Annotated in this window: 13 protein-coding genes; 4 read left to right on the top strand and 9 right to left on the bottom strand. The window is 69.5% G+C overall.

All coding sequences use genetic code 11. From position 1 onward, the window contains the following. Positions 1 to 24: 24 nt before the first annotated feature. The 8 genes from ACH4S9_RS10560 to ACH4S9_RS10525 form a co-directional block, all read right to left on the bottom strand. Positions 25 to 1,170 carry a dipeptide ABC transporter ATP-binding protein gene (locus ACH4S9_RS10560; RefSeq protein ID WP_358845216.1) on the bottom strand — a complete coding sequence of 382 codons (1,146 nt, stop codon included), beginning with the start codon at positions 1,168 to 1,170 and terminating at the stop codon, positions 25 to 27. Further along, positions 1,163 to 2,221 carry an ABC transporter ATP-binding protein gene (locus tag ACH4S9_RS10555; protein WP_311727585.1) on the bottom strand — a complete coding sequence of 353 codons (1,059 nt, stop codon included), beginning with the start codon at positions 2,219 to 2,221 and terminating at the stop codon, positions 1,163 to 1,165. The genes ACH4S9_RS10560 and ACH4S9_RS10555 overlap by 8 nt, the downstream gene beginning before the upstream one ends. An 11-nt stretch (positions 2,222 to 2,232) precedes the next feature. Next, positions 2,233 to 3,198: an ABC transporter permease gene (locus ACH4S9_RS10550; RefSeq protein ID WP_311727584.1), complete on the bottom strand. Its 966-nt coding sequence runs from the start codon at positions 3,196 to 3,198 to the stop codon at positions 2,233 to 2,235. Then, positions 3,191 to 4,117, bottom strand: coding sequence for an ABC transporter permease (locus ACH4S9_RS10545; protein WP_311727583.1), 927 nt, complete (start codon positions 4,115 to 4,117; stop codon positions 3,191 to 3,193). Before ACH4S9_RS10545 ends, ACH4S9_RS10550 begins: the two co-directional genes overlap by 8 nt. A gap of 158 nt (positions 4,118 to 4,275) precedes the next feature. Continuing rightward, positions 4,276 to 5,922 (bottom strand): ABC transporter substrate-binding protein, encoded by a 1,647-nt coding sequence (locus ACH4S9_RS10540; RefSeq protein WP_311727582.1) that lies wholly within the window; start codon positions 5,920 to 5,922, stop codon positions 4,276 to 4,278. A gap of 518 nt (positions 5,923 to 6,440) precedes the next feature. Next, on the bottom strand, positions 6,441 to 8,336 hold the full coding sequence (gene typA, locus ACH4S9_RS10535; RefSeq protein WP_311727581.1) for a translational GTPase TypA: 1,896 nt from the start codon (positions 8,334 to 8,336) through the stop codon (positions 6,441 to 6,443). 146 nt (positions 8,337 to 8,482) lie between these two features. Next, positions 8,483 to 9,145: a hypothetical protein gene (locus ACH4S9_RS10530; RefSeq protein ID WP_361183411.1), complete on the bottom strand. Its 663-nt coding sequence runs from the start codon at positions 9,143 to 9,145 to the stop codon at positions 8,483 to 8,485. Between the two features lie 93 nt (positions 9,146 to 9,238). Beyond that, positions 9,239 to 11,269 (bottom strand): ABC transporter family substrate-binding protein, encoded by a 2,031-nt coding sequence (locus ACH4S9_RS10525; RefSeq protein WP_385345458.1) that lies wholly within the window; start codon positions 11,267 to 11,269, stop codon positions 9,239 to 9,241. A gap of 321 nt (positions 11,270 to 11,590) precedes the next feature. On the opposite strand from ACH4S9_RS10525, the gene ACH4S9_RS10520 reads away from it, so the two are divergent. From ACH4S9_RS10520 to ACH4S9_RS10505, 4 genes are all read left to right on the top strand, one after another. Further along, positions 11,591 to 11,875 (top strand): hypothetical protein, encoded by a 285-nt coding sequence (locus ACH4S9_RS10520; RefSeq protein WP_311727578.1) that lies wholly within the window; start codon positions 11,591 to 11,593, stop codon positions 11,873 to 11,875. 141 nt (positions 11,876 to 12,016) lie between these two features. After that, the gene (locus tag ACH4S9_RS10515; protein ID WP_358845222.1) at positions 12,017 to 12,862 is read left to right on the top strand and encodes a hypothetical protein; all 846 of its coding nucleotides are present in this window, start codon (positions 12,017 to 12,019) and stop codon (positions 12,860 to 12,862) included. Positions 12,863 to 12,879: 17 nt separating this feature from the next. After that, complete coding sequence (locus ACH4S9_RS10510) at positions 12,880 to 14,841, top strand: fumarate reductase/succinate dehydrogenase flavoprotein subunit (protein WP_358845223.1); 1,962 nt, start codon at positions 12,880 to 12,882, stop codon at positions 14,839 to 14,841. Further along, on the top strand, positions 14,838 to 15,611 hold the full coding sequence (locus ACH4S9_RS10505; RefSeq protein ID WP_385345461.1) for a succinate dehydrogenase/fumarate reductase iron-sulfur subunit: 774 nt from the start codon (positions 14,838 to 14,840) through the stop codon (positions 15,609 to 15,611). Before ACH4S9_RS10510 ends, ACH4S9_RS10505 begins: the two co-directional genes overlap by 4 nt. A gap of 33 nt (positions 15,612 to 15,644) precedes the next feature. On the opposite strand, the gene ACH4S9_RS10500 is transcribed toward ACH4S9_RS10505, so the two are convergent. Beyond that, positions 15,645 to 18,419, bottom strand: a complete 2,775-nt coding sequence (locus tag ACH4S9_RS10500; protein WP_311727574.1) for a SpoIIE family protein phosphatase — start codon at positions 18,417 to 18,419, stop codon at positions 15,645 to 15,647. Positions 18,420 to 18,438: the final 19 nt, after the last annotated feature.

Here is an 18,438-nt window from a genome sequence, read left to right as displayed (position 1 = left end):
TCGTCGTGGCCCGAGACGGGAACGCTAGGCGTGGACCACGTCCTTCTCCTCCGCGAAGTGGCACGCCGACTCGTGCGCCGCCGGCGAGTCCGTGCCCGCGAAGCGCTCGGGGATGGCGAGCAGCGGGGCCTCCTTGGCGCAGCGGTCCTCGGCCTTCCAGCAGCGGGTGCGGAAGCGGCAGCCGGAGGGCGGGTTGGCCGGGGAGGGGACGTCTCCGGCCAGGATGATCCGCTCCCGGCCCTCGCGCGAGGACGGGTCGGGGACCGGGACCGCGGACAGCAGGGCCTGGGTGTACGGGTGGGTCGGGTGGTCGTAGATCGCGGTGTCGCTGCCGATCTCGACCACCTTGCCCAGGTACATCACGCCGACGCGGTCGGAGATGTGGCGCACGATGGACAGGTCGTGGGCGATGAAGAGGTAGGAGAGGTTGAACTCGTCCTGGAGCTTCTCCATCAGGTTGATGACCTGTGCCTGGACGGACACATCCAGCGCCGAGACCGGCTCGTCGCAGATGATGATCTCCGGGTTGAGGGCCAGACCGCGCGCGATCCCGATGCGCTGGCGCTGACCGCCGGAGAACTGGTGCGGATACCGGTTGATGTACTCCGGGTTCAGACCCACGACATCGAGCAGCTCCTGGACCTTGCGGCGCCGGTCGCCCTTCGGGGCCACCTCCGGGTGGATCTCGAACGGCTCCCCGATGATGTCGCCCACCGTCATCCGCGGATTCAGCGAGGTGTACGGATCCTGGAACACCATCTGGATGTTGCGCCGCACGGCCTTCAGGGCACGCCCGGACAGCCTGGTGATGTCCTGGCCCTTGTAGAAGACCTCGCCCGCCGTGGCGGTCTCCAGGGTCATCAGCAGCTTGGCGACCGTGGACTTGCCGCAGCCGGACTCGCCGACGATGCCGAGGGTCTCGCCCTGGTAGAGGTCGAAGGAGACGCCGTCGACGGCCTTGACCGCGCCGATCTGCCGCTTGAACAGGATGCCCTGGGTCAGCGGGAAGTGCTTGACCAGGTTTCGCACCTGAAGGATCGGCTCGCCGCGCTCGACCGGGGCGTCGAGGGCGGCCACGGCCGCCTCCTCGGTGGCCGCCTCGACCACCTCCACCTCGGTGACGTTGGGGGTGGCGTCCATGGCCTCGTCGTTCTTGTCGGTCTCAGCCATGGATCGTCTCCTTCCAGAAGTGGCACGCGCTGCCGCGGCCCGGCAGCGGGGTGCCGTCCTGCTCTGTCACCGGCTCCAGCACAGGGACGTCGGTGCGGCAGATGTCCTGCGCCTTGGGGCAGCGCGGGTTGAAGGCGCAGCCCGTCGGGATCTTGAGCAGGTTGGGCGGCAGGCCCTTGATCGCGTAGAGCTCCTGGCCCTTGCGGTCCAGGCGCGGGATCGAGTCCAGCAGCCCCTGGGTGTACGGGTGGGACGGGCGCTTGTAGAGCTCGTGGACCGGGGCGGTCTCGACGATCCGGCCCGCGTACATCACCGCGATCTTGTCGGCGACGTCGGCGACCACACCCAGGTCATGGGTGATCAGGATCAGGCCCATGTTGAACTCGCGCTGGAGCTCGGCGAGCAGATCCATGACCTGGGCCTGGACGGTCACGTCCAGGGCGGTCGTGGGCTCGTCGGCGATAATCAGATCCGGCTCCAGCGCCATCGCCATGGCGATCATGATGCGCTGGCGCATACCGCCGGAGAACTGGTGCGGATAGTCCCCCACCCGCTCCTTCGCCGCCGGAATGCGCACCCGGTCCATCAGCTCGATGGCCTTGGCCTTGGCCGCCTTCTTGGACAGGCCCTGGTGAACGCGGAACATCTCGCCGAGCTGGTAGCCGACGGAGAGCACCGGGTTCAGCGAGGAGAGCGCGTCCTGGAAGATCATGGCGATCTTCCGGCCGCGGATCTTGCGGCGCTCCTCATTGGACATGGTGAGCATGTTCTCGCCGCGGAACAGGATCTGGCCCTGCGGGATCTTGCCGGGCGGCATGTCGAGGATGCCCATGATCGCCTGGGCGGTCACCGACTTGCCGGATCCGGACTCGCCGAGGACGGCGAGGGTTTCGCCGGCCCGGACGCTGTAGTTGACGCCGTTGACGGCCTTGGCGACGCCGTCCCGGGTGTGGAACTCCACGTGCAGATCGCGGACTTCCAGCAGCGGGGTGGCGTCGTCACCCTCGGTCTGCGCCGCGGGGGCGCTCGTGGTCTTCTCGATGGTGGTCACGTACGCCCTCCTCAGCGCAGCTTGGGGTCGAGGGCGTCGCGCACCGCGTCGCCGAGCATGATGAACGCGAAGACGGTGAGGCTCAGCATCCCCGCCGGGAACAGCATCACATGCGGATTGTCCCGGATGGCGTCCTTGGCCGAGGAGATGTCGACACCCCAGGAGACCGTCGGGTCGGCGAGGCCCAGGCCCAGGTAGGACAGCGTGGCCTCGGCGGAGATGTACGCACCGAGGGCGATCGTCGCGACGACGATCGTCGGGGCGATCGCGTTCGGCAGCACATGGCGCAGCAGGATCCTGGGCGTACCGGCGCCGAGGGCGCGCGCCGCCACCACGTAGTCCGCCTGCTTGGCCGTGATCACCGAGCTGCGCGTCACCCGCGCGATGGTGGTCCAGCCGAGGAACGCCAGGGCGCCGACGACGACATACACCTTGCGCTCGGTGAAGGCGTTCATCACGACCATGGTGCCGAGCAGGAACGGCAGGCCGAAGAAGATGTCGGTGATCCGGGAGATGATCGTGTCGATCCAGCCGCCGAAGTAGCCGGCCAGCATGCCGAGCAGCCCGCCGACGATCGTCACCACGAGGGTGGTGCCGAGGCCGACCAGGACCGAGGCTCGGGTGCCGTAGATGACACGCGCGTAGATGGAGCGTCCCTGGCCGTCGTAGCCGAACCAGTCGGCCTGGAAGAAGTGGGTCAGCTCCGGCTTGGTCAGGAAGTGGTTGGTCAGGTCGCCGTCGCGCGGGTCGGCGCCGGTGAACAGCCCCGGGAAGGCGGCGATGGCGATCAGCAGCACCAGCAGGACCGCCGAGATCCAGAACATGGGCCGGTGGCGCAGTTCGTACCAGGCGTCGCCCCACAGGGAGCGCGGCTTGCCCTGGGGGGCGGGTCCGGCGGCCGGGGCCGCGGCCGGCTCGGCCGGCGGGGCCACCGCGTCGATCGCCGTCTCGGTCTTGGTCTCGGTCACGTCAGGCATAACGGATCCTCGGGTCCAGGACCGCGTACAGCAGGTCGACCAGCAGGTTGATCAGCAGGATGATGAGAACGAGGACCGTGACGATGCCGACGATCGTGACGCCCTCACGCTGTACGAGCGCGGTGTACAGCAGGTTTCCGACACCCTGGACGTTGAAGATGCCCTCGGTCACGACCGCGCCGCCGACGAGGCTGCCCACGTCGGTGCCGAGGAAGGTGATCACCGGGATGAGCGAGTTGCGCAGCAGGTGGACGCCGACGATGCGGCGGCGCGGCAGGCCCTTGGCGAGCGCGGTGCGCATGTAGTCGGCGCGCAGGTTCTCCGCGAAGGTGGTGCGGGTCAGCCGGGCCACATACGCCATGGACAGCATCCCGAGGACGAAGCCCGGGAGCAGCAGTTGCTCCAGGCTGGTGGAGTCCTGGACGTTGGGCGGCAGCCACTGGAGTTCGTCCGCGAAGAGGAACCGGGCGAGGTAACCGAGGACGAACACCGGCATCGCGATGACGATGAGCGTGAAGATCAGCACGCCGGTGTCGACGGCCTTGCCGGCCTTGAGCCCGGCCCAGGCGCCGAGCCCGATGCCGACGATCATCTCGATGGTGAGGGCCACCGCCGCGAGGCGGAGGGTCACCGGGAACGCCTGGGTGATCTCGTCGAGGACGGGGCGGCCGCCGAACGTCTCGCCGAAGTCACCCTTGAACAGGTTGACCATGTAGTCGACGTACTGCTGCCACAGGGGCTTGTCCAGCCCGAACTTGTGGCGCAGCTGCACGACCTGCGCGGGGTCCGCCGCCTTGTCGCCCCACATCGCCCTGATGGGGTCGCCGGGGAGGACGTGGATCATGAGAAAAATCAACAGAGTCGTCCCGATGAACACCGGGATCATCTGGAGCAGTCGTCTGAGGACGTAGCGCCCCATTATGCCTCCATGCCGTTGGGGGGCGGCGAAGGCCTCGTCTCGTCTCGTCTACAGCCACCGGGTGGGGGGACAAGTGGCGGGGCCTTGACGCCTGCGAGCCGGTGCCGCCGCTCCCCGGGGTGAGGGGGAGCGGCGACACCGGCAGGCGGTCCCGATGCTTACTTCTTCTTCACCTGAACGTCGGTGAAGATGGGGTCACCGTCCTGGCCGTACGGGATCTTCCCGAGGACGTTCTTGGACTGGCCGCTGTTGACCTTGTAGAACCACAGCGGGATCGCCGGCATGTCCTTGGCGAGGAGCTGCTCCGCCTGCTGGTACAGCTTCACCGTCTCGTCGAGCGTCGGGGCCTCGTCGGCCTTCTTGCTCAGCTTGTCGAACTCCTTGTTGGAGTAGCCGCTGGTGTTACCGGCGGAGGTGGTGCCGTACAGGTCACGCATGAAGTTGGAGTTGACCGGGTAGTCGAGCACCCAGCCACCGCGGTACATCGACTTGACCTGGTGCTTGTCACGGGCGTTCAGGTCGGTCTGGAAGTCCGGCTTGGAGTCGCCCACGCACTCGATGTCGAGGGCCTTGCGGATGCTGTTGCAGACCGCGTCCACCCACTCCTTGTGCGGCTGGTCGGCGTTGTACTGGATGGAGATCTTGTTACCCGGGACGCCGCCACCCTCCTTGACCAGCTCCTTGGCCTTCGCCGGGTCGTAGGTGACCTGCTCCTTGAGGGCACCCGGCTTGTAGCCGAGCACGCCGCGGGCGACATAGCTGTCGGCCGGGGTGCGCGAGCCGTGCAGCACGGTCTTGGTGATCGTGTTGCGGTCGATCGCCATCGACAGACCCTGGATGACCTTGGGGTCGATGTCCTTGAACTGCTTGGTGTAGAAGGCCGGGACGATCGACTGGACCGCCGAGTACTCCTGGTCGATCGCGCGGGCACCCAGGTCGCTCTTGTAGTTGGTGAGCGCGGTGGTGGGGATCTGCTCGATCCAGTCGAGGGTGTCGGAGCGCAGCGCGGAGTAGGCGGCGTCGGCGGTGGTGTAGTTGACGAAGTCGATGCCGCCGTTCTTGGGCTTGTCCGGGCCCTGGTAGTCGGCGAACTTCCGGACCTTGATCATCTTCTTGTGGTCCCAGGAGACGAACTTGTAGGGACCGTTGCCGATCGGGTGCTCACCGGCGGCCTTGGGGTCCTTGAAGAACTCCTTGGGCAGCGGGGACCAGACGTCGTAGCCGAGCTTGTAGGCGAAGTACGAGACCGAGCTGGCCAGCTCGATCTTGAACTCGTTGTCGTTGACGACCTTCAGACCGGACATCTTGTCCGACTTGGGGTCACCCTTCGCCGGGTGGACATCCGCGTAACCCTTGATGTCCTGGAACCAGCTCGAGTTGGTCTGGTTGTTCTTGACGTTGGCCGACCAGTTCCACGAGTCCACGTAGGACTGGGCGGTCACGGCCTCGCCGTTGTGGAACTTCCAGCCCGGCTTGAGCTTGACGGTCCAGACCGAGGAGTCCTTGTTCGGGGTGACGGACTCGGCGTTGACGTAGGTCAGCTTGCCGGTGCCCGGCTCATAGCCCACCAGCTGGGAGAAGACCGAGCGGATGACGCGGCTGCCCTGGCTCTCCTTGGCATTCGCCGGCTGAAGCGGGTTCTGCGGCTCGCTCAGCTGGGCGGTCAGGATCCCGTTCGGGTCCGCCGTCCCCTTGTTCATGTCCTTGCTGCCGCTGTCCTTGTCGTCGCCGCCACCACAGGCGGTTGCGGCCAGCGCCACAACCGCGGCCATCGCGACCCACTTGGCGCTCATCGCACCGCGCATGGGTAAGCCTCCTCAGGAGTCCACTGTCACTACGAAAAAAGGGGCCGCCGGAGACACGCTGACACCCCTGACAGCGAAAGGGACCGGAACCCCCCGTGTGCTCGTAGGCCGGCGCTCCCCACAGCGCGTGACCCATCGACCCGAGCCCAACGGACCCAATAATTGAGCACGGCAGTCCCGTTAACCACACTTTAAGGGTCTCGCTTTGGTCACGAGATCTACGCGCGGAGCTTCGAAATCCGGACAAAACTGCCGCAGACAGACACACGCGAAACGGACTGTTAACACATCATGCGGAGCGCATTCACCGATAATCGGACACTGGTTGTCGGATAAGAGCTTGACTGGCAAGTTGCTGACATGGCAGCGGCCCGGACCCCGACCAAAGAGGCCGAGAGTCCGGGCCGCCGAATAGCGCAGACGCCATACCGGCCGATTACGTAGGGTAATCGGCCGGTATTGTTTTCGATATTGCGTTTACGGGCGGTCGCGCGCGGCGTTACCGCCTCGCGCAGGCCTTACCGCTTCGCGCGGGCGGCGGTCCGGGCGCGGTCCTTCTGGTCCAGCACCACCTTGCGGATACGGGCCGTCTCCGGGGTCACCTCGACGCACTCGTCGTCGCGGCAGAACTCCAGGGACTGCTCCAGCGACAGCTGCCGCGGCGGGACCAGGGACTCGGTCACATCCGCCGTCGAGGACCGCATGTTGGTGAGCTTCTTCTCCTTGGTGATGTTCACATCCATGTCGTCGGAGCGGGAGTTCTCCCCGACGATCATGCCCTCGTACACCTCGGTGCCCGGGGAGACGAACAGCGTGCCCCGCTCCTGGAGGTTGGTCATCGCGAAGGCGGTCACCGCGCCCGAGCGGTCGGCCACCAGCGAGCCGTTGTTGCGGGTCTTCAGCTCCCCGAACCACGGCTCGTGGCCCTCGTGGATGGAGTGCGCGATACCGGTGCCCCTGGTCTGGGTCAGGAACTCCGTACGGAAGCCGATGAGGCCGCGGGAGGGGACGATGAACTCCATGCGGACCCAGCCGGAGCCGTGGTTGGACATGTTGTCCATCCGGCCCTTGCGGGTGCCCATGAGCTGGGTGACCGCGCCCATGTGCTCCTCGGGCACATCGATGGTGATGCGCTCGATGGGCTCGTGGACCTTGCCGTCGACCTCCCGGGTGACCACCTGCGGCTTGCCGACGGTCAGCTCGAAGCCCTCCCGGCGCATGGTCTCCACCAGGATGGCCAGCGCCAGCTCGCCCCGGCCCTGCACCTCCCAGGCGTCCGGGCGGTCGGTGGGCAGGACGCGCAGCGAGACATTGCCGATCAGCTCGCGCTCCAGGCGGTCCTTGACCAGGCGCGCGGTGACCTTCCGGTCCTTCACGACCGACTTGTCGGCGCCCTTGCCGCCGGGGCCCCGGCCGACCAGCGGCGAGGTGTTGGTCCCGATGGTCATCGAAATGGCCGGCTCGTCGACCGTGATCAGCGGGAGGGCGATCGGGTTCTCGGGGTCGGCCAGGGTCTCGCCGATCATGATCTCCGGGATGCCCGCGACCGCGCAGATGTCGCCGGGACCGGCCACCTCGGCGGGCTTGCGGGTGAGCGCCTCGGTCATGAGCAGCTCGGTGATCCGGACGTTGGAGATCGAGCCGTCCCGCTTGATCCAGGCCACGGTCTGGCCCTTCTTCAGCTCGCCCTGCTCGACGCGGAGCAGCGCGATACGGCCGAGGAAGTTGTCCGCGTCCAGGTTGGTGACATGGGCCTGGAGGGGGGCGCTCGCGTCGTACTCGGGGGCCGGGATGGTCCCCAGGAGGGTGGAGAAGAACGGCTCGAGACTGTCGCTGTCGGCCGGGACGGTGCCGTCCTCCGGCTTGTTCAGCGAGGCCACGCCGTCACGGGCGCAGGCGTAGACGATCGGGAACTCGATCTGCTCCTCGGTCGCGTCCAGGTCCAGGAAGAGGTCGTACGTCTCGTTGACGACCTCGTCGATCCGGGCGTCCGGGCGGTCGGTCTTGTTGATGCACAGGATGACCGGCAGCTTGGCCTGAAGCGCCTTGCGCAGCACGAAGCGGGTCTGCGGCAGCGGGCCCTCGGAGGCGTCCACCAGCAGCACGACCGCGTCGACCATGGACAGGCCGCGCTCGACCTCGCCGCCGAAGTCGGCGTGGCCGGGGGTGTCGATGATGTTGATGGTGACGGGGTCCCCGCCGCCCGCCGGGTGGTACTTGACGGCGGTGTTCTTCGCGAGAATGGTGATGCCTTTCTCGCGCTCCAGGTCATTGGAGTCCATGACCCGGTCGTCGACGTGCTGGTGGGCGGCGAACGCGCCGGCCTGCTTGAGCATGGCATCGACGAGGGTCGTCTTGCCGTGGTCGACGTGGGCGACGATGGCAACGTTACGGATGTCGTGGCGCGTGGGCACTGCGGCGCTTCTCCCGGAATCGTGGATGGCGGCGCGCCCGGTCCGGTACGCCCGCCCGCCGGGCAGATCACGCCACGGCCTCACCCCATGGTACGTGGGCGGGGAGGTAACGGGCGCCCCGCCCACGTACGGCCGGTGGGCCGTGCTCAGGCCCGGGCGCGGTCGCCTTCGCGGCAGCCCAGCCTGGCGGCCTCGCGCGCGCCGCCGCTCGCCTTCTTGTCCAGCTTCTCGCCGCACTCCAAGGAGATCGAAACATTGATCCTCCAGGTCACCACGTGACCGGAGCTGACCGTCTTGTCCCCGCAGGCATAGCGGAAATCGGCCTCGACCAGGTCGAACGCGCGGGCCGTGACATAACGGCCGGGCGCTCCTTCGCCGGAGGAGGAGTCCTTGTCCTTCTCCTGGTCCTTGTCGTACGCGGTCGTTTGCCCGATCCGGTCGGCCAGGGGGACGACCGGCTTGACCTGCCGGGCGAGACTGTGGATCGACTGCTTCTCGGACAGGGTCGCGCCCTGTGTCCGGACAGACACGGTGTAGCGGGCCACCGTCTCAAGGCCACGGGTGCTGACCTTGCCGCCCTTCTCGCTCCGAGTGCCGACCGCCAAGTCGGTCACCACCGGGCGCCGGGAGACGTTCAGCCAGGTGTACGTGCCGTCGGCGCACGCCTTTGGGGCCGCGATGTTCTGCCCTTTGGCCGCAGTGTTCTGGGAGCCGCCGCGGGCGGCCCCATCGGAGCCGCCCGACGTACAGCCCGCGGCCCCTGCCATGATCGCTACGGCCGCGACCCCCGTGGTCAATCCGCGCTTCATATCGTCCTCCCCCGTGTAGCCGGTGTCGTGATCACGCACCATACTTCACGTCGACCGGCCTACAGGAAAAGGGAGTTGAGACAGCCCTGAGGGTTACTTCCGGAAGCCGATGTCCTGGTAGCGCGGGGTGGCGAAGCCGAAGGCGCCCGCGTTGACGACCTTCTTCCCGGCCGCGACCAGCTGCGGGCGCTGGTAGAGCGGGATCGACCCGGCCGCCGCCCAGATCCGCGCGTCCGCGCGGCTGACCAGGGCCCGGGCGGAGCCGGCGTCCAGCTCGGCGACCGCCTGGTCGAACAACTGGTCGATCTGGTCCGTGCCGACCCGGGTGTAGTTCTGCTCGACGACCAGCGAGCCGTCGGTGGCGGGCTGCGGCTTGGCGTAGATCGGGCGGCCGTCCGTGGCGGGGTAGGCGCTGGCGGGCCAGGAGTAGAGGGCGAGGTCGTAGTTGCCCGAGGCGATGTGGTCCTTGAAGTAGCCGCTGCCCGAGACCTTGGTGATCCGGGTGCGCACCCCGATCGCCTCCAGCATCCGCGCGATGCGCCGGCTGACCGTGCCCAGCGGGGCGGTGCCGGAGCCGGTCGGCACCACGAAGCGCAGCTCCAGCGGCCGGCCGTTCTTGCGTACGACCGCCGCGGCGGCGCGCCCGGTCTTGCCCGAGCGGCCCGCGTCGCCCGCGTCGGGGCCCGCCCCGCGGCCGCCGTCCCGCGCCTTGTCGTGGCCCTGGTCGTCCGTCCCGGCGCCGAGCGCCTTCCGCCGTTCCGAGGCGGACGCGGCGCGCCAGCCCGCGTCGGCGAGCAGGGACTGGGCGGCGTGGGTGTCCTGGCCGCCGATGGCGCCGCTGTGGTCCTTGTAGCCCTGCTGGCCTGCCATCAGCAGATGGTTGCCGAGCGGCTTGTCCGGCAGGCCCATGGGGGCCAGCACCAGCCGTGCGAGGGCCTTGCGGTCGATCGCGCGGGCCACCGCGCGGCGCACCCGCTCGTCGGCGAGCGGGCCCTTGGTGCCGTTCAGGGCGAGCTGGGTGTACGCGGGCTCCAGGGCCTTGCGCACGGTGAACCTGCGCAGGGCCGCCGCCTCGGCCCGCGCCTTCTTCGAGCCGTTCTCCTCGGCCCAGGCGCGCATCGAGTCGGCCGCGTCCCGGCCGTCCGCCGCCAGGTCGGCCGGGTCCTCCCGCGGGGGCTGGTCCTGGGCCGCTCCGTGCTGGGCCGAGGGCTCGGCCGCGGCCTGCTTCTCCTTCTTCCCGTCCTTCTTCTTCGGCGTCTCGCCCACGTCCTGGATCCGCTCGGCCGTCGCCCGGTCGACCTCGGCCAGATCGACCTGCCCGGCCAGCAGCGCGGCCGCCCGCTCCTTGGCCGGCACGGTCTTGAAGACCAGCTTGTCGAGCCGGGCCCGATCGCCCCACCAGCGGGGGTTGCGCACCAGCGTGACGTTCTTGGTGCCGCCGGTGTTGCTGCGCATCATGAACGGGCCGGCGCTGACCGCCAGGCCCCGGCGCCTGCCGTCGTTGAAGGCGGCCGCGGTGCTCATCACGCTCTTCGGGTAGAGCGGAGTGAACAGCGAGCGCCAGTCCGCGTACGGCTTGGCGAAGGTCACCTCGACCTCGTGCTCCCCGTCACCGCGCGCGACCTTGGCGATGCGGTCGTACCCGGCGTTGCGGGCCGTCCAGTACGCGCCGTCCGCGCCGCGCAGCGCCTTCCACTGGGCGACGAAGTCCTCGGCGCCGATCGGGCGCCCGTCGCTCCAGACCGCCTCGGGGGTGAGCTTGTAGCGCACGACCTGCTTGGGCTCGCGGTCCACCACGTCGGCGGCCTCGAGGTAGTCGGGGTTGCGCTGCGGGCTGCCCCGGCCGTCCAGGGTGAACAGGGACGGCAGCACGGCGCCGGCGATCCGCTGGGTGCCGCTGTCGGCGTTGGTCTGGAAGACGTTGAACGTCCCGGGTGCCGCGTCCAGGGCCCAGCGCAGCGTCCCGGTGCCGGCCACCTTGTCGCGGGCGGCCGGGGCCACGTCCCGCCGGGCGGCGGTGGGCGAGCTGTCGTCATCACTGGAGCTGCATCCGCTCACCCAGGGCAGCGGCAGCAGCACTCCCGCGGCGAACAGCGCGACGCGGCGGCGCTTGGCGATGGACATGACGCGTACCTCCGGTGGGCCTGAGCGCCCGGATGGACCGGGTGAGCCGGGATTATGCACATTTGGCATATTGTGACACTCATCGCATATACTCCTCACTCAAAGCGACGGTTCAGGGAACAGCACGCCGAGACGGCCATGGAGGGGAAAGGATCACTCGTCCGGGTCAATCCGGTGGGCGCACGCCCCCGCGCGCGAGGGGGCGATCGCCCCGGTGGCTCCGCGAATCGCGACAGATCCCTTCCCAACCGTGACCATGACGCGCAACACTCGCTGTCGCATGAGCGTCGCCAACCGCAACCGCGGAAGTGAGGGCTAGCCATGTCCTTGAACGACGACTTGACGGCCGTCCAACGCTGTCTCGACGACCTGGTCCGTTCCGTCACCCGGCTCGAGCAGTCGGTCGGCACCCAGGGCCTGGAGATACGCCGCGTCCGTACCGACGCGGACCACCTGCGCGAGAGCCTCGCCCTGCTCCGCGAGTCCGCCCCCGGCGAGCGGTCGCGCCCCGAGATGGTGCTGGTTCCCGACGCGCCGTACAACAGTGCGCTCTGGTTGGACGTCGACGACGAGGGACTCGGCGTACGCGACCATCACGCACCCTGAGGCGCGTACGCTGTGTGACCGGTGCGCGACGCGAGGTGACCCGCCGGGCGGGCGCCTACGCCCACCGTCCCGCCGCCCACACCGCGTGAGCGCCGCCCCGCCATCCCATCCCGCCCGCACACACTCCACACGGAGTTCCCTTTGGCCACAGGCACCGACCCCCAGGCCCGTACGACCTCCGGAAAGGACCCCGCCGCGCACGGCGTACACACGCCCTCGCGAGCCGCCGTCCCGGCCCGCCATCTGCGGACCGACCGCTGGTGGCTCGCGCCCGCGGCCACCGCCGCCGGGCTGTTCGCCTTCATCGTCTACTCGACCTGGCGGGCCTTCTCCGGAGACGACTACTACGCCGAGCCGTACGTCTCGCCCTTCTACTCGCCCTGTATCGCGCAGAACTGCGTGCCCATGAAGGGCGGCGCGAACTGGGAGATCTTCGGCGCGTGGTGGGGCCTGTCCCCCGCCCTGCTGATCCTGATCTTCCCGCTGGGCTTCCGGCTGACCTGCTACTACTACCGCAAGGCCTACTACCGGGGCTTCTGGGCCTCGCCCCCGGCCTGCGCGGTCCCCGAGCCCCGCGCCAAGTACACCGGCGAGACCCGCTTCCCGCTGATCCTCCAGAACATCCACCGCTACTTCTTCTACTTCGCGGTGATCGTCGCCGGGATCCTCACCTACGACACGGTGCTCGGCTTCCGCGACGAGCACGGCCGGTGGGGCCACATGGGCCTCGGCACCCTGGTGCTGCTCGTCAACATCGCGCTGATCTGGGCGTACACCGTCTCCTGCCACTCCTGCCGGCACATCGTCGGCGGCCGGCTCAAGCACTTCTCCCGGCACCCGGTGCGCTATCGGCTGTGGGGGTGGGTCAGCAAGCTCAACGCGCGCCATATGCAGCTGGCCTGGGCGTCGCTGGTGAGCGTGGCCGTGGCCGACTTCTATGTCTATCTGCTCGCGAGCGGCGCCTTCGACGACCCGCGCTTTTTCTAGGAGAGGTGCCCAACAACATGACGCAAGTCGAACGGCAGTCGTGGGACGTGGTCGTGGTCGGCGCCGGCGGCGCCGGGCTGCGGGCCGCGATCGAGGCGCGGGAGCAGGGCAAGCGCTGCGCTGTCATCTGCAAGTCGCTCTTCGGCAAGGCCCACACCGTGATGGCCGAGGGCGGCATCGCCGCCAGCATGGGCAATGTCAACGAGGGCGACAACTGGCAGGTGCACTTCCGGGACACCATGCGCGGCGGGAAGTTCCTCAACCACTGGCGGATGGCGGAGCTGCACGCGCAGGAGGCGCCGGACCGGGTCTGGGAGCTGGAGACCTGGGGCGCGCTCTTCGACCGCACCTCCGACGGCAAGATCTCCCAGCGGAACTTCGGCGGCCATGAGTACCCCCGCCTCGCCCATGTCGGGGACCGCACCGGCCTGGAGCTGATCCGCACCCTCCAGCAGAAGATCGTCTCCCTCCAGCAGGAGGACAAGGCCGAGTTCGGCGACTACGAGGCGCGGCTGAAGGTCTTCCAGGAGTGCACGGTCACCCGCGTCCTCAAGGACGAGGCGGGCGAGCGGGTCGCCGGGGTCTTCGGCTACGAGCGCGAGTCCGGCCGCTTCTTCCTCATCGAGGCCCCCGCGGTGGTACTGGCCACCGGCGGCATCGGCAAGTCCTTCAAGGTGACCTCCAACTCCTGGGAGTACACCGGAGACGGCCACGCGCTGGCGCTGCTGGCCGGGGCGCCGCTGGTCAACATGGAGTTCGTGCAGTTCCACCCGACCGGCATGGTCTGGCCGCCCTCGGTCAAGGGCATCCTGGTGACCGAGTCGGTGCGCGGCGACGGCGGGGTGCTGCGCAACAGCGAGGGCAAGCGCTTCATGTTCGACTACATCCCGGATGTGTTCAAGGAGAAGTACGCCCAGACCGAGGACGAGGGCGACCGCTGGTACGAGGACCCGGACCACAACCGCCGCCCGCCCGAGCTGCTCCCGCGCGACGAGGTCGCCCGGGCCATCAACTCCGAGGTCAAGGCGGGCCGGGGCTCCCCGCACGGCGGGGTCTTCCTCGATGTCTCCACCCGGATGCCCGCCGAGGTCATCAAGCGGCGGCTGCCCTCCATGCACCACCAGTTCAAGGAGCTGGCGGACGTCGACATCACCGCCGAGCCCATGGAGGTCGGCCCGACCTGCCACTACGTGATGGGCGGCGTGGACGTCGACCCGGACACCACGGCCGCCACCGGAGTGCCAGGACTGTTCGCCGCGGGCGAGGTCGCGGGCGGGATGCACGGCTCCAACCGGCTGGGCGGCAACTCCCTCTCCGACCTGCTGGTCTTCGGCCGGCGCGCGGGGCTGCACGCGGCCCGGTACGCGGAGGAGGCGGCCGCGGCCGAGCGGCGGCCGGAACCGGACGACGCGCAGATCGACCTGGCCGCGGCCGAGGCGCTGCGCCCGTTCAGCGCCGAGGGCGGCGATCCGCAGCTCGCACCCCCGTCCACGGTTCCGGCCGAGAATCCGTACTCGCTCCACCAGGAGCTCCAGCAGACCATGAACGACCTGGTGGGCATCATCAGGAAGGCCGGCGAGATGCAGGAGGCGCTGCACCGCCTGGCCAATCTGCGGGTGCGGGCGCGGCGCGCCGGGGTGGAGGGGCACCGGCAGTTCAACCCCGGCTGGCACCTGGCCATCGACCTGCGCAACATGCTGCTGGTCAGCGAGTGCGTGGCGCGCGCCGCGCTGGAGCGGACCGAGAGCCGCGGCGGGCACACCCGCGACGACTATCCGGAGATGGACCGCGAGTGGCGGCCGGTCAACCTGGTCTGCCGGCTCTCCGACCCCTCGGGCGGGCTGGCGGCACCGGACGCGCGGCAGGGGCAGATCCGGCTGGAGCGGCGCAACACCCCGCCCATCCGCCCCGATCTGCTGGGCCTGTTCGAGAAGGACGAGCTGGCGAAGTACCTGACGGACGAGGAGCTCACCCAGTGACGGCGTACGAGGCCCACTTCAAGGTGTGGCGGGGCGATGTGGAAGGCGGCGGTCTGAAGGACTTCCACGTCGAGGTCAATGAGGGGGAGGTCGTTCTGGACATCGTCCACCGGATCCAGGCGACCCAGGCCCCGGACCTGGCGGTCCGCTGGAACTGCAAGGCGGGCAAGTGCGGCTCCTGTAGCGCCGAGATCAACGGCCGACCCCGGCTGCTGTGCATGACCCGGATGTCGGTTTTCGGCCGCGACGAGACGCTCACCATCACCCCGCTGCGGGCCTTCCCGGTCGTCCGGGACCTGGTGACGGATGTGTCGTTCAACTACGCCAAGGCGCGCGAGGTGCCGTCCTTCGTGCCGCCCGAGGACCTGGGGCCGGGCGAGTACCGGATGTGGCAGGAGGACGTGGGGCGTTCCCAGGAGTTCCGCAAGTGCATCGAGTGCTTCCTGTGCCAGGACACCTGCCATGTGGTGCGCGACTTCGAGGAGAACAAGGAGGCCTTCGCCGGGCCCCGGTTCCTGATGCGCGTCGCCGAGCTGGACATGCACCCGCTGGACGCGGCGGCCGAGACCGGGCTCGACCGCAAGCGCGCGGCCCAGGAGGAGCACGGCCTGGGCTACTGCAACATCACCAAGTGCTGCACCGAGGTCTGCCCCGAGGGGATCAAGATCACGGACAATGCGCTGATCCCGCTCAAGGAGCGGACGGTGGACCGCAAGTACGACCCGCTGGTGTGGCTGGGCAACAAGATCCGCCGCCGCGATTCGTCCTGATACCGGGCCCGGGTCGGGATGCCGGCCCGGGCTTCACCACATGCTGAGCAGCGCCTCGACCGAGTCCGGGGTGGACGACTGCCCGTTCGGCAGCGCCAGCTCGAACCAGACCGTCTTGCCGTGCGGGGTGCGCCGGCTGCCCCAGCCCGCGCTGAGCATGCCGACCAGCTGGAGCCCGCGCCCGCCCTCGTCGGTGTCGCGGGCGCGCCGGCGCCGGGGCTGGACCAGGCCGCTGTCCCAGACCTCGCAGACCAGCGTGCGGTCCAGCAGCAGGCGCAGCCGGATCTCACCCTCGCCGTACCGCAGGGCGTTGGTGACCAGCTCGCTCACCAGCAGCTCGGTGGTGTCCACCAGTTCGTCCATGCCCCAGGACTCCAGCTGCTCCCGGGCCAGTTCGCGGGCGCGGCCGACCGACTTGGGCTCGCTGGGCAGCTGCCAGTCGCCGACCGACTCCGCCGACAGGCCCTGCATCCTGGCCATGAGCAGGGCGATGTCGTCCTCGCCGTGGTGGGTGTCCAGGGTGGACAGAACGTGGTCGCAGACGTCCTCCAGGGAGCCCGCCACGGCCTTTGCCCCGTCCGAGCCGTCAGGGATGTCCAGGGACGCGCGCAGGGCCTGGAGGCCCTCGTCCAGCGAGTGGTCGCGGGACTCGACCAGGCCGTCGGTGTAGAGGGCGAGCAGCGCGCCGTCGGGGAGTTCGACCTCGATCTCCTCGAACGGCTCGCCGCCGACGCCGAGCGGCATGCCGGGCGGTACGTCCATCAGCAGGGCGGACTCGCCGGGTTCGACGAGGACGGGGGGCGGGTGGCCGGCGTTGGCGAAGGTACAGCGGCGGGTGACCGGGTCGTAGACCGCGTAGACGCAGGTGGCGAGGTAGACCTCGGAGAGGTCGGCGGCTCTGCCGCCGCGGGCGCGCGAGCCGGACCGCCCGCCGCCGTGCGAGCCGCCGGGCGCGCCGAGCCCGCGGGCGATCTCGTCGAGCGCGGAGAGGACCTCGGCGGGCTCCAGGTCGAGCAGCGCCAGCGTCCGTACGGCGGTGCGCAGCTCGCCCATGGCGACGGCGGCGCGCAGGCCGCGGCCCATCACATCGCCGACCACCAGGGCCGTGCGGTGTCCGGGCAGTTCGATGACGTCGAACCAGTCGCCGCCCACCTCGGTCGCCGCGTTGCCCGGCAGATAGCGGCAGGCGATGTCGAGCCCGGCTGCCTCGGGGTCGCCGGGCGGCAGCAGGCTGCGCTGAAGTATCAGCGCGCGCTCGTGCTCCCTGCGGTAGAGGCGGGCGTTGTCGATGGAGACGGCGGCGCGGGCGGCGAGCTCCACGGCGAGGGCGGTGTCCCGCTCGCCGAAGGGCTCGCTGCCCTTGGTGCGGGAGAACTGGGCGAGGCCGACGACCGTGTCGCGCGCGACCATCGGCACCACCAGGGTGGACTGGAGCATCGTGCCCAGTTCGAGGCTCTCGGCGCTGTCGCGGCCGGGGACGACGCGGGCCCGGGCGGTGCGCAGGGCCACGGCGCAGGGCGAGTTGAAGGGGTAGCGGTGCACCTCGCCGACCTGGACGGGCTCGGTGGCCCCGCCCTCTCCGTCGCTACCTGCGCGGTAGCTGTCGCCGAAGGCGACCGGGCCGTCCGAGACGGCGCTGGCGAAGGCGACGCGGCGCAACTCGGCGCTGCCGTCGGCCAGTCCGGGCGGGGTCTCGTCGCCGGAGAGCAGCCCCTGGTAGAGGTCGACGGAGGCCAGGTCGCAGAACTGCGGTACGGCCACGTCCAGCAGCTCGCGCGCGGTGGTCTCCAGGTCGAGGGAGGTGCCTATTCGGGCCCCGGCCTCGTTCAGCAGTGCCAGGTTGCGGCGTACGCCCGCGGCCTCCTGCTCGGCGCGGCGGCGGCCGGTCACATCGGTGGCAAGACCGGCCACGCCGATGGGGCGGCCCGAGCCGCTGTGCAGCCGGTACAGCGAGACCGACCAGCGGCGCCGCTCGGGGTTGCCGGGCACGGTGCCCACGATGGGCATGTCGGTCAGCGACTGCCCGCTGTCGAGCACCTGGCGCAGGGCGGCGGCGAGCCGGTCGGCCTCGCCGCGCGGCAGCAGGTCGTACGCGGAGGCGCCGCGGTACGACTCGGCGGGGCGGCCGAAAACCGTCGCAAACCGCTCATTGACGCGGAGCATGCGCAGATCGGTACCGAAGAGAAAGAAACCGAGCGGAGATTGACCGAAAACGGCCTGCGAGGCGGCGAGGTCGGTCTCCAGCCCGCGCAGGGCCGTCACATCCACGGCGATACACAGGGCGGAGCGCTCACCGTGCTCGGTCTCCGCCGGCATCACATAGACCTCGGCGATGCCATGCCCGTGGGGCGCCCGGGGGTTGTGATACGGGACGAGACCCGTCCACTCTCTGCCGTCGAGGATGTCCGCGACCGTGCGGCGGCTGGCCTCGTGCAGCTCCGGCGGCACGAACGCCTCCACCGGGTCCTTGCCGATGGCCTGTTCGGCGGTCAGCCCGAGGAGCTCGGTGGCGCGCCGGCTCCACTGCGCGATCCGGCCGTCGGGCCCCAGCGAGAACGAGGCGACCCGGATGTAGTCGTAAATCGAGCCGGGCGGGCTGCTCTGCCACACCGTCGGAGCGGACGAAAGAGAGGGTTCGTGCGAACTGGATGACAGTGCTGGCAATCGGGATGGAACGGGCACAAGAGACGAAGAGGGCTTCGCGCGCGAGGCGGACGAATCTGACGATGAGGATGTACGCGAATCCGGCGACATCTGCGAACCAACCGCCTCCTCGGGGATGTCCGCCCCCGCTGGCTTCTCGCTCATGCGCCCGTCCCCTCCGGCT

The sequence above is a fragment of the Streptomyces sp. NPDC021225 genome (assembly GCF_044332865.1).
GTDB lineage: Bacteria > Actinomycetota > Actinomycetes > Streptomycetales > Streptomycetaceae > Streptomyces.
Note: the sequence above shows the minus strand (reverse complement) of the source record. Positions and strands in the feature narration are given on the sequence as shown.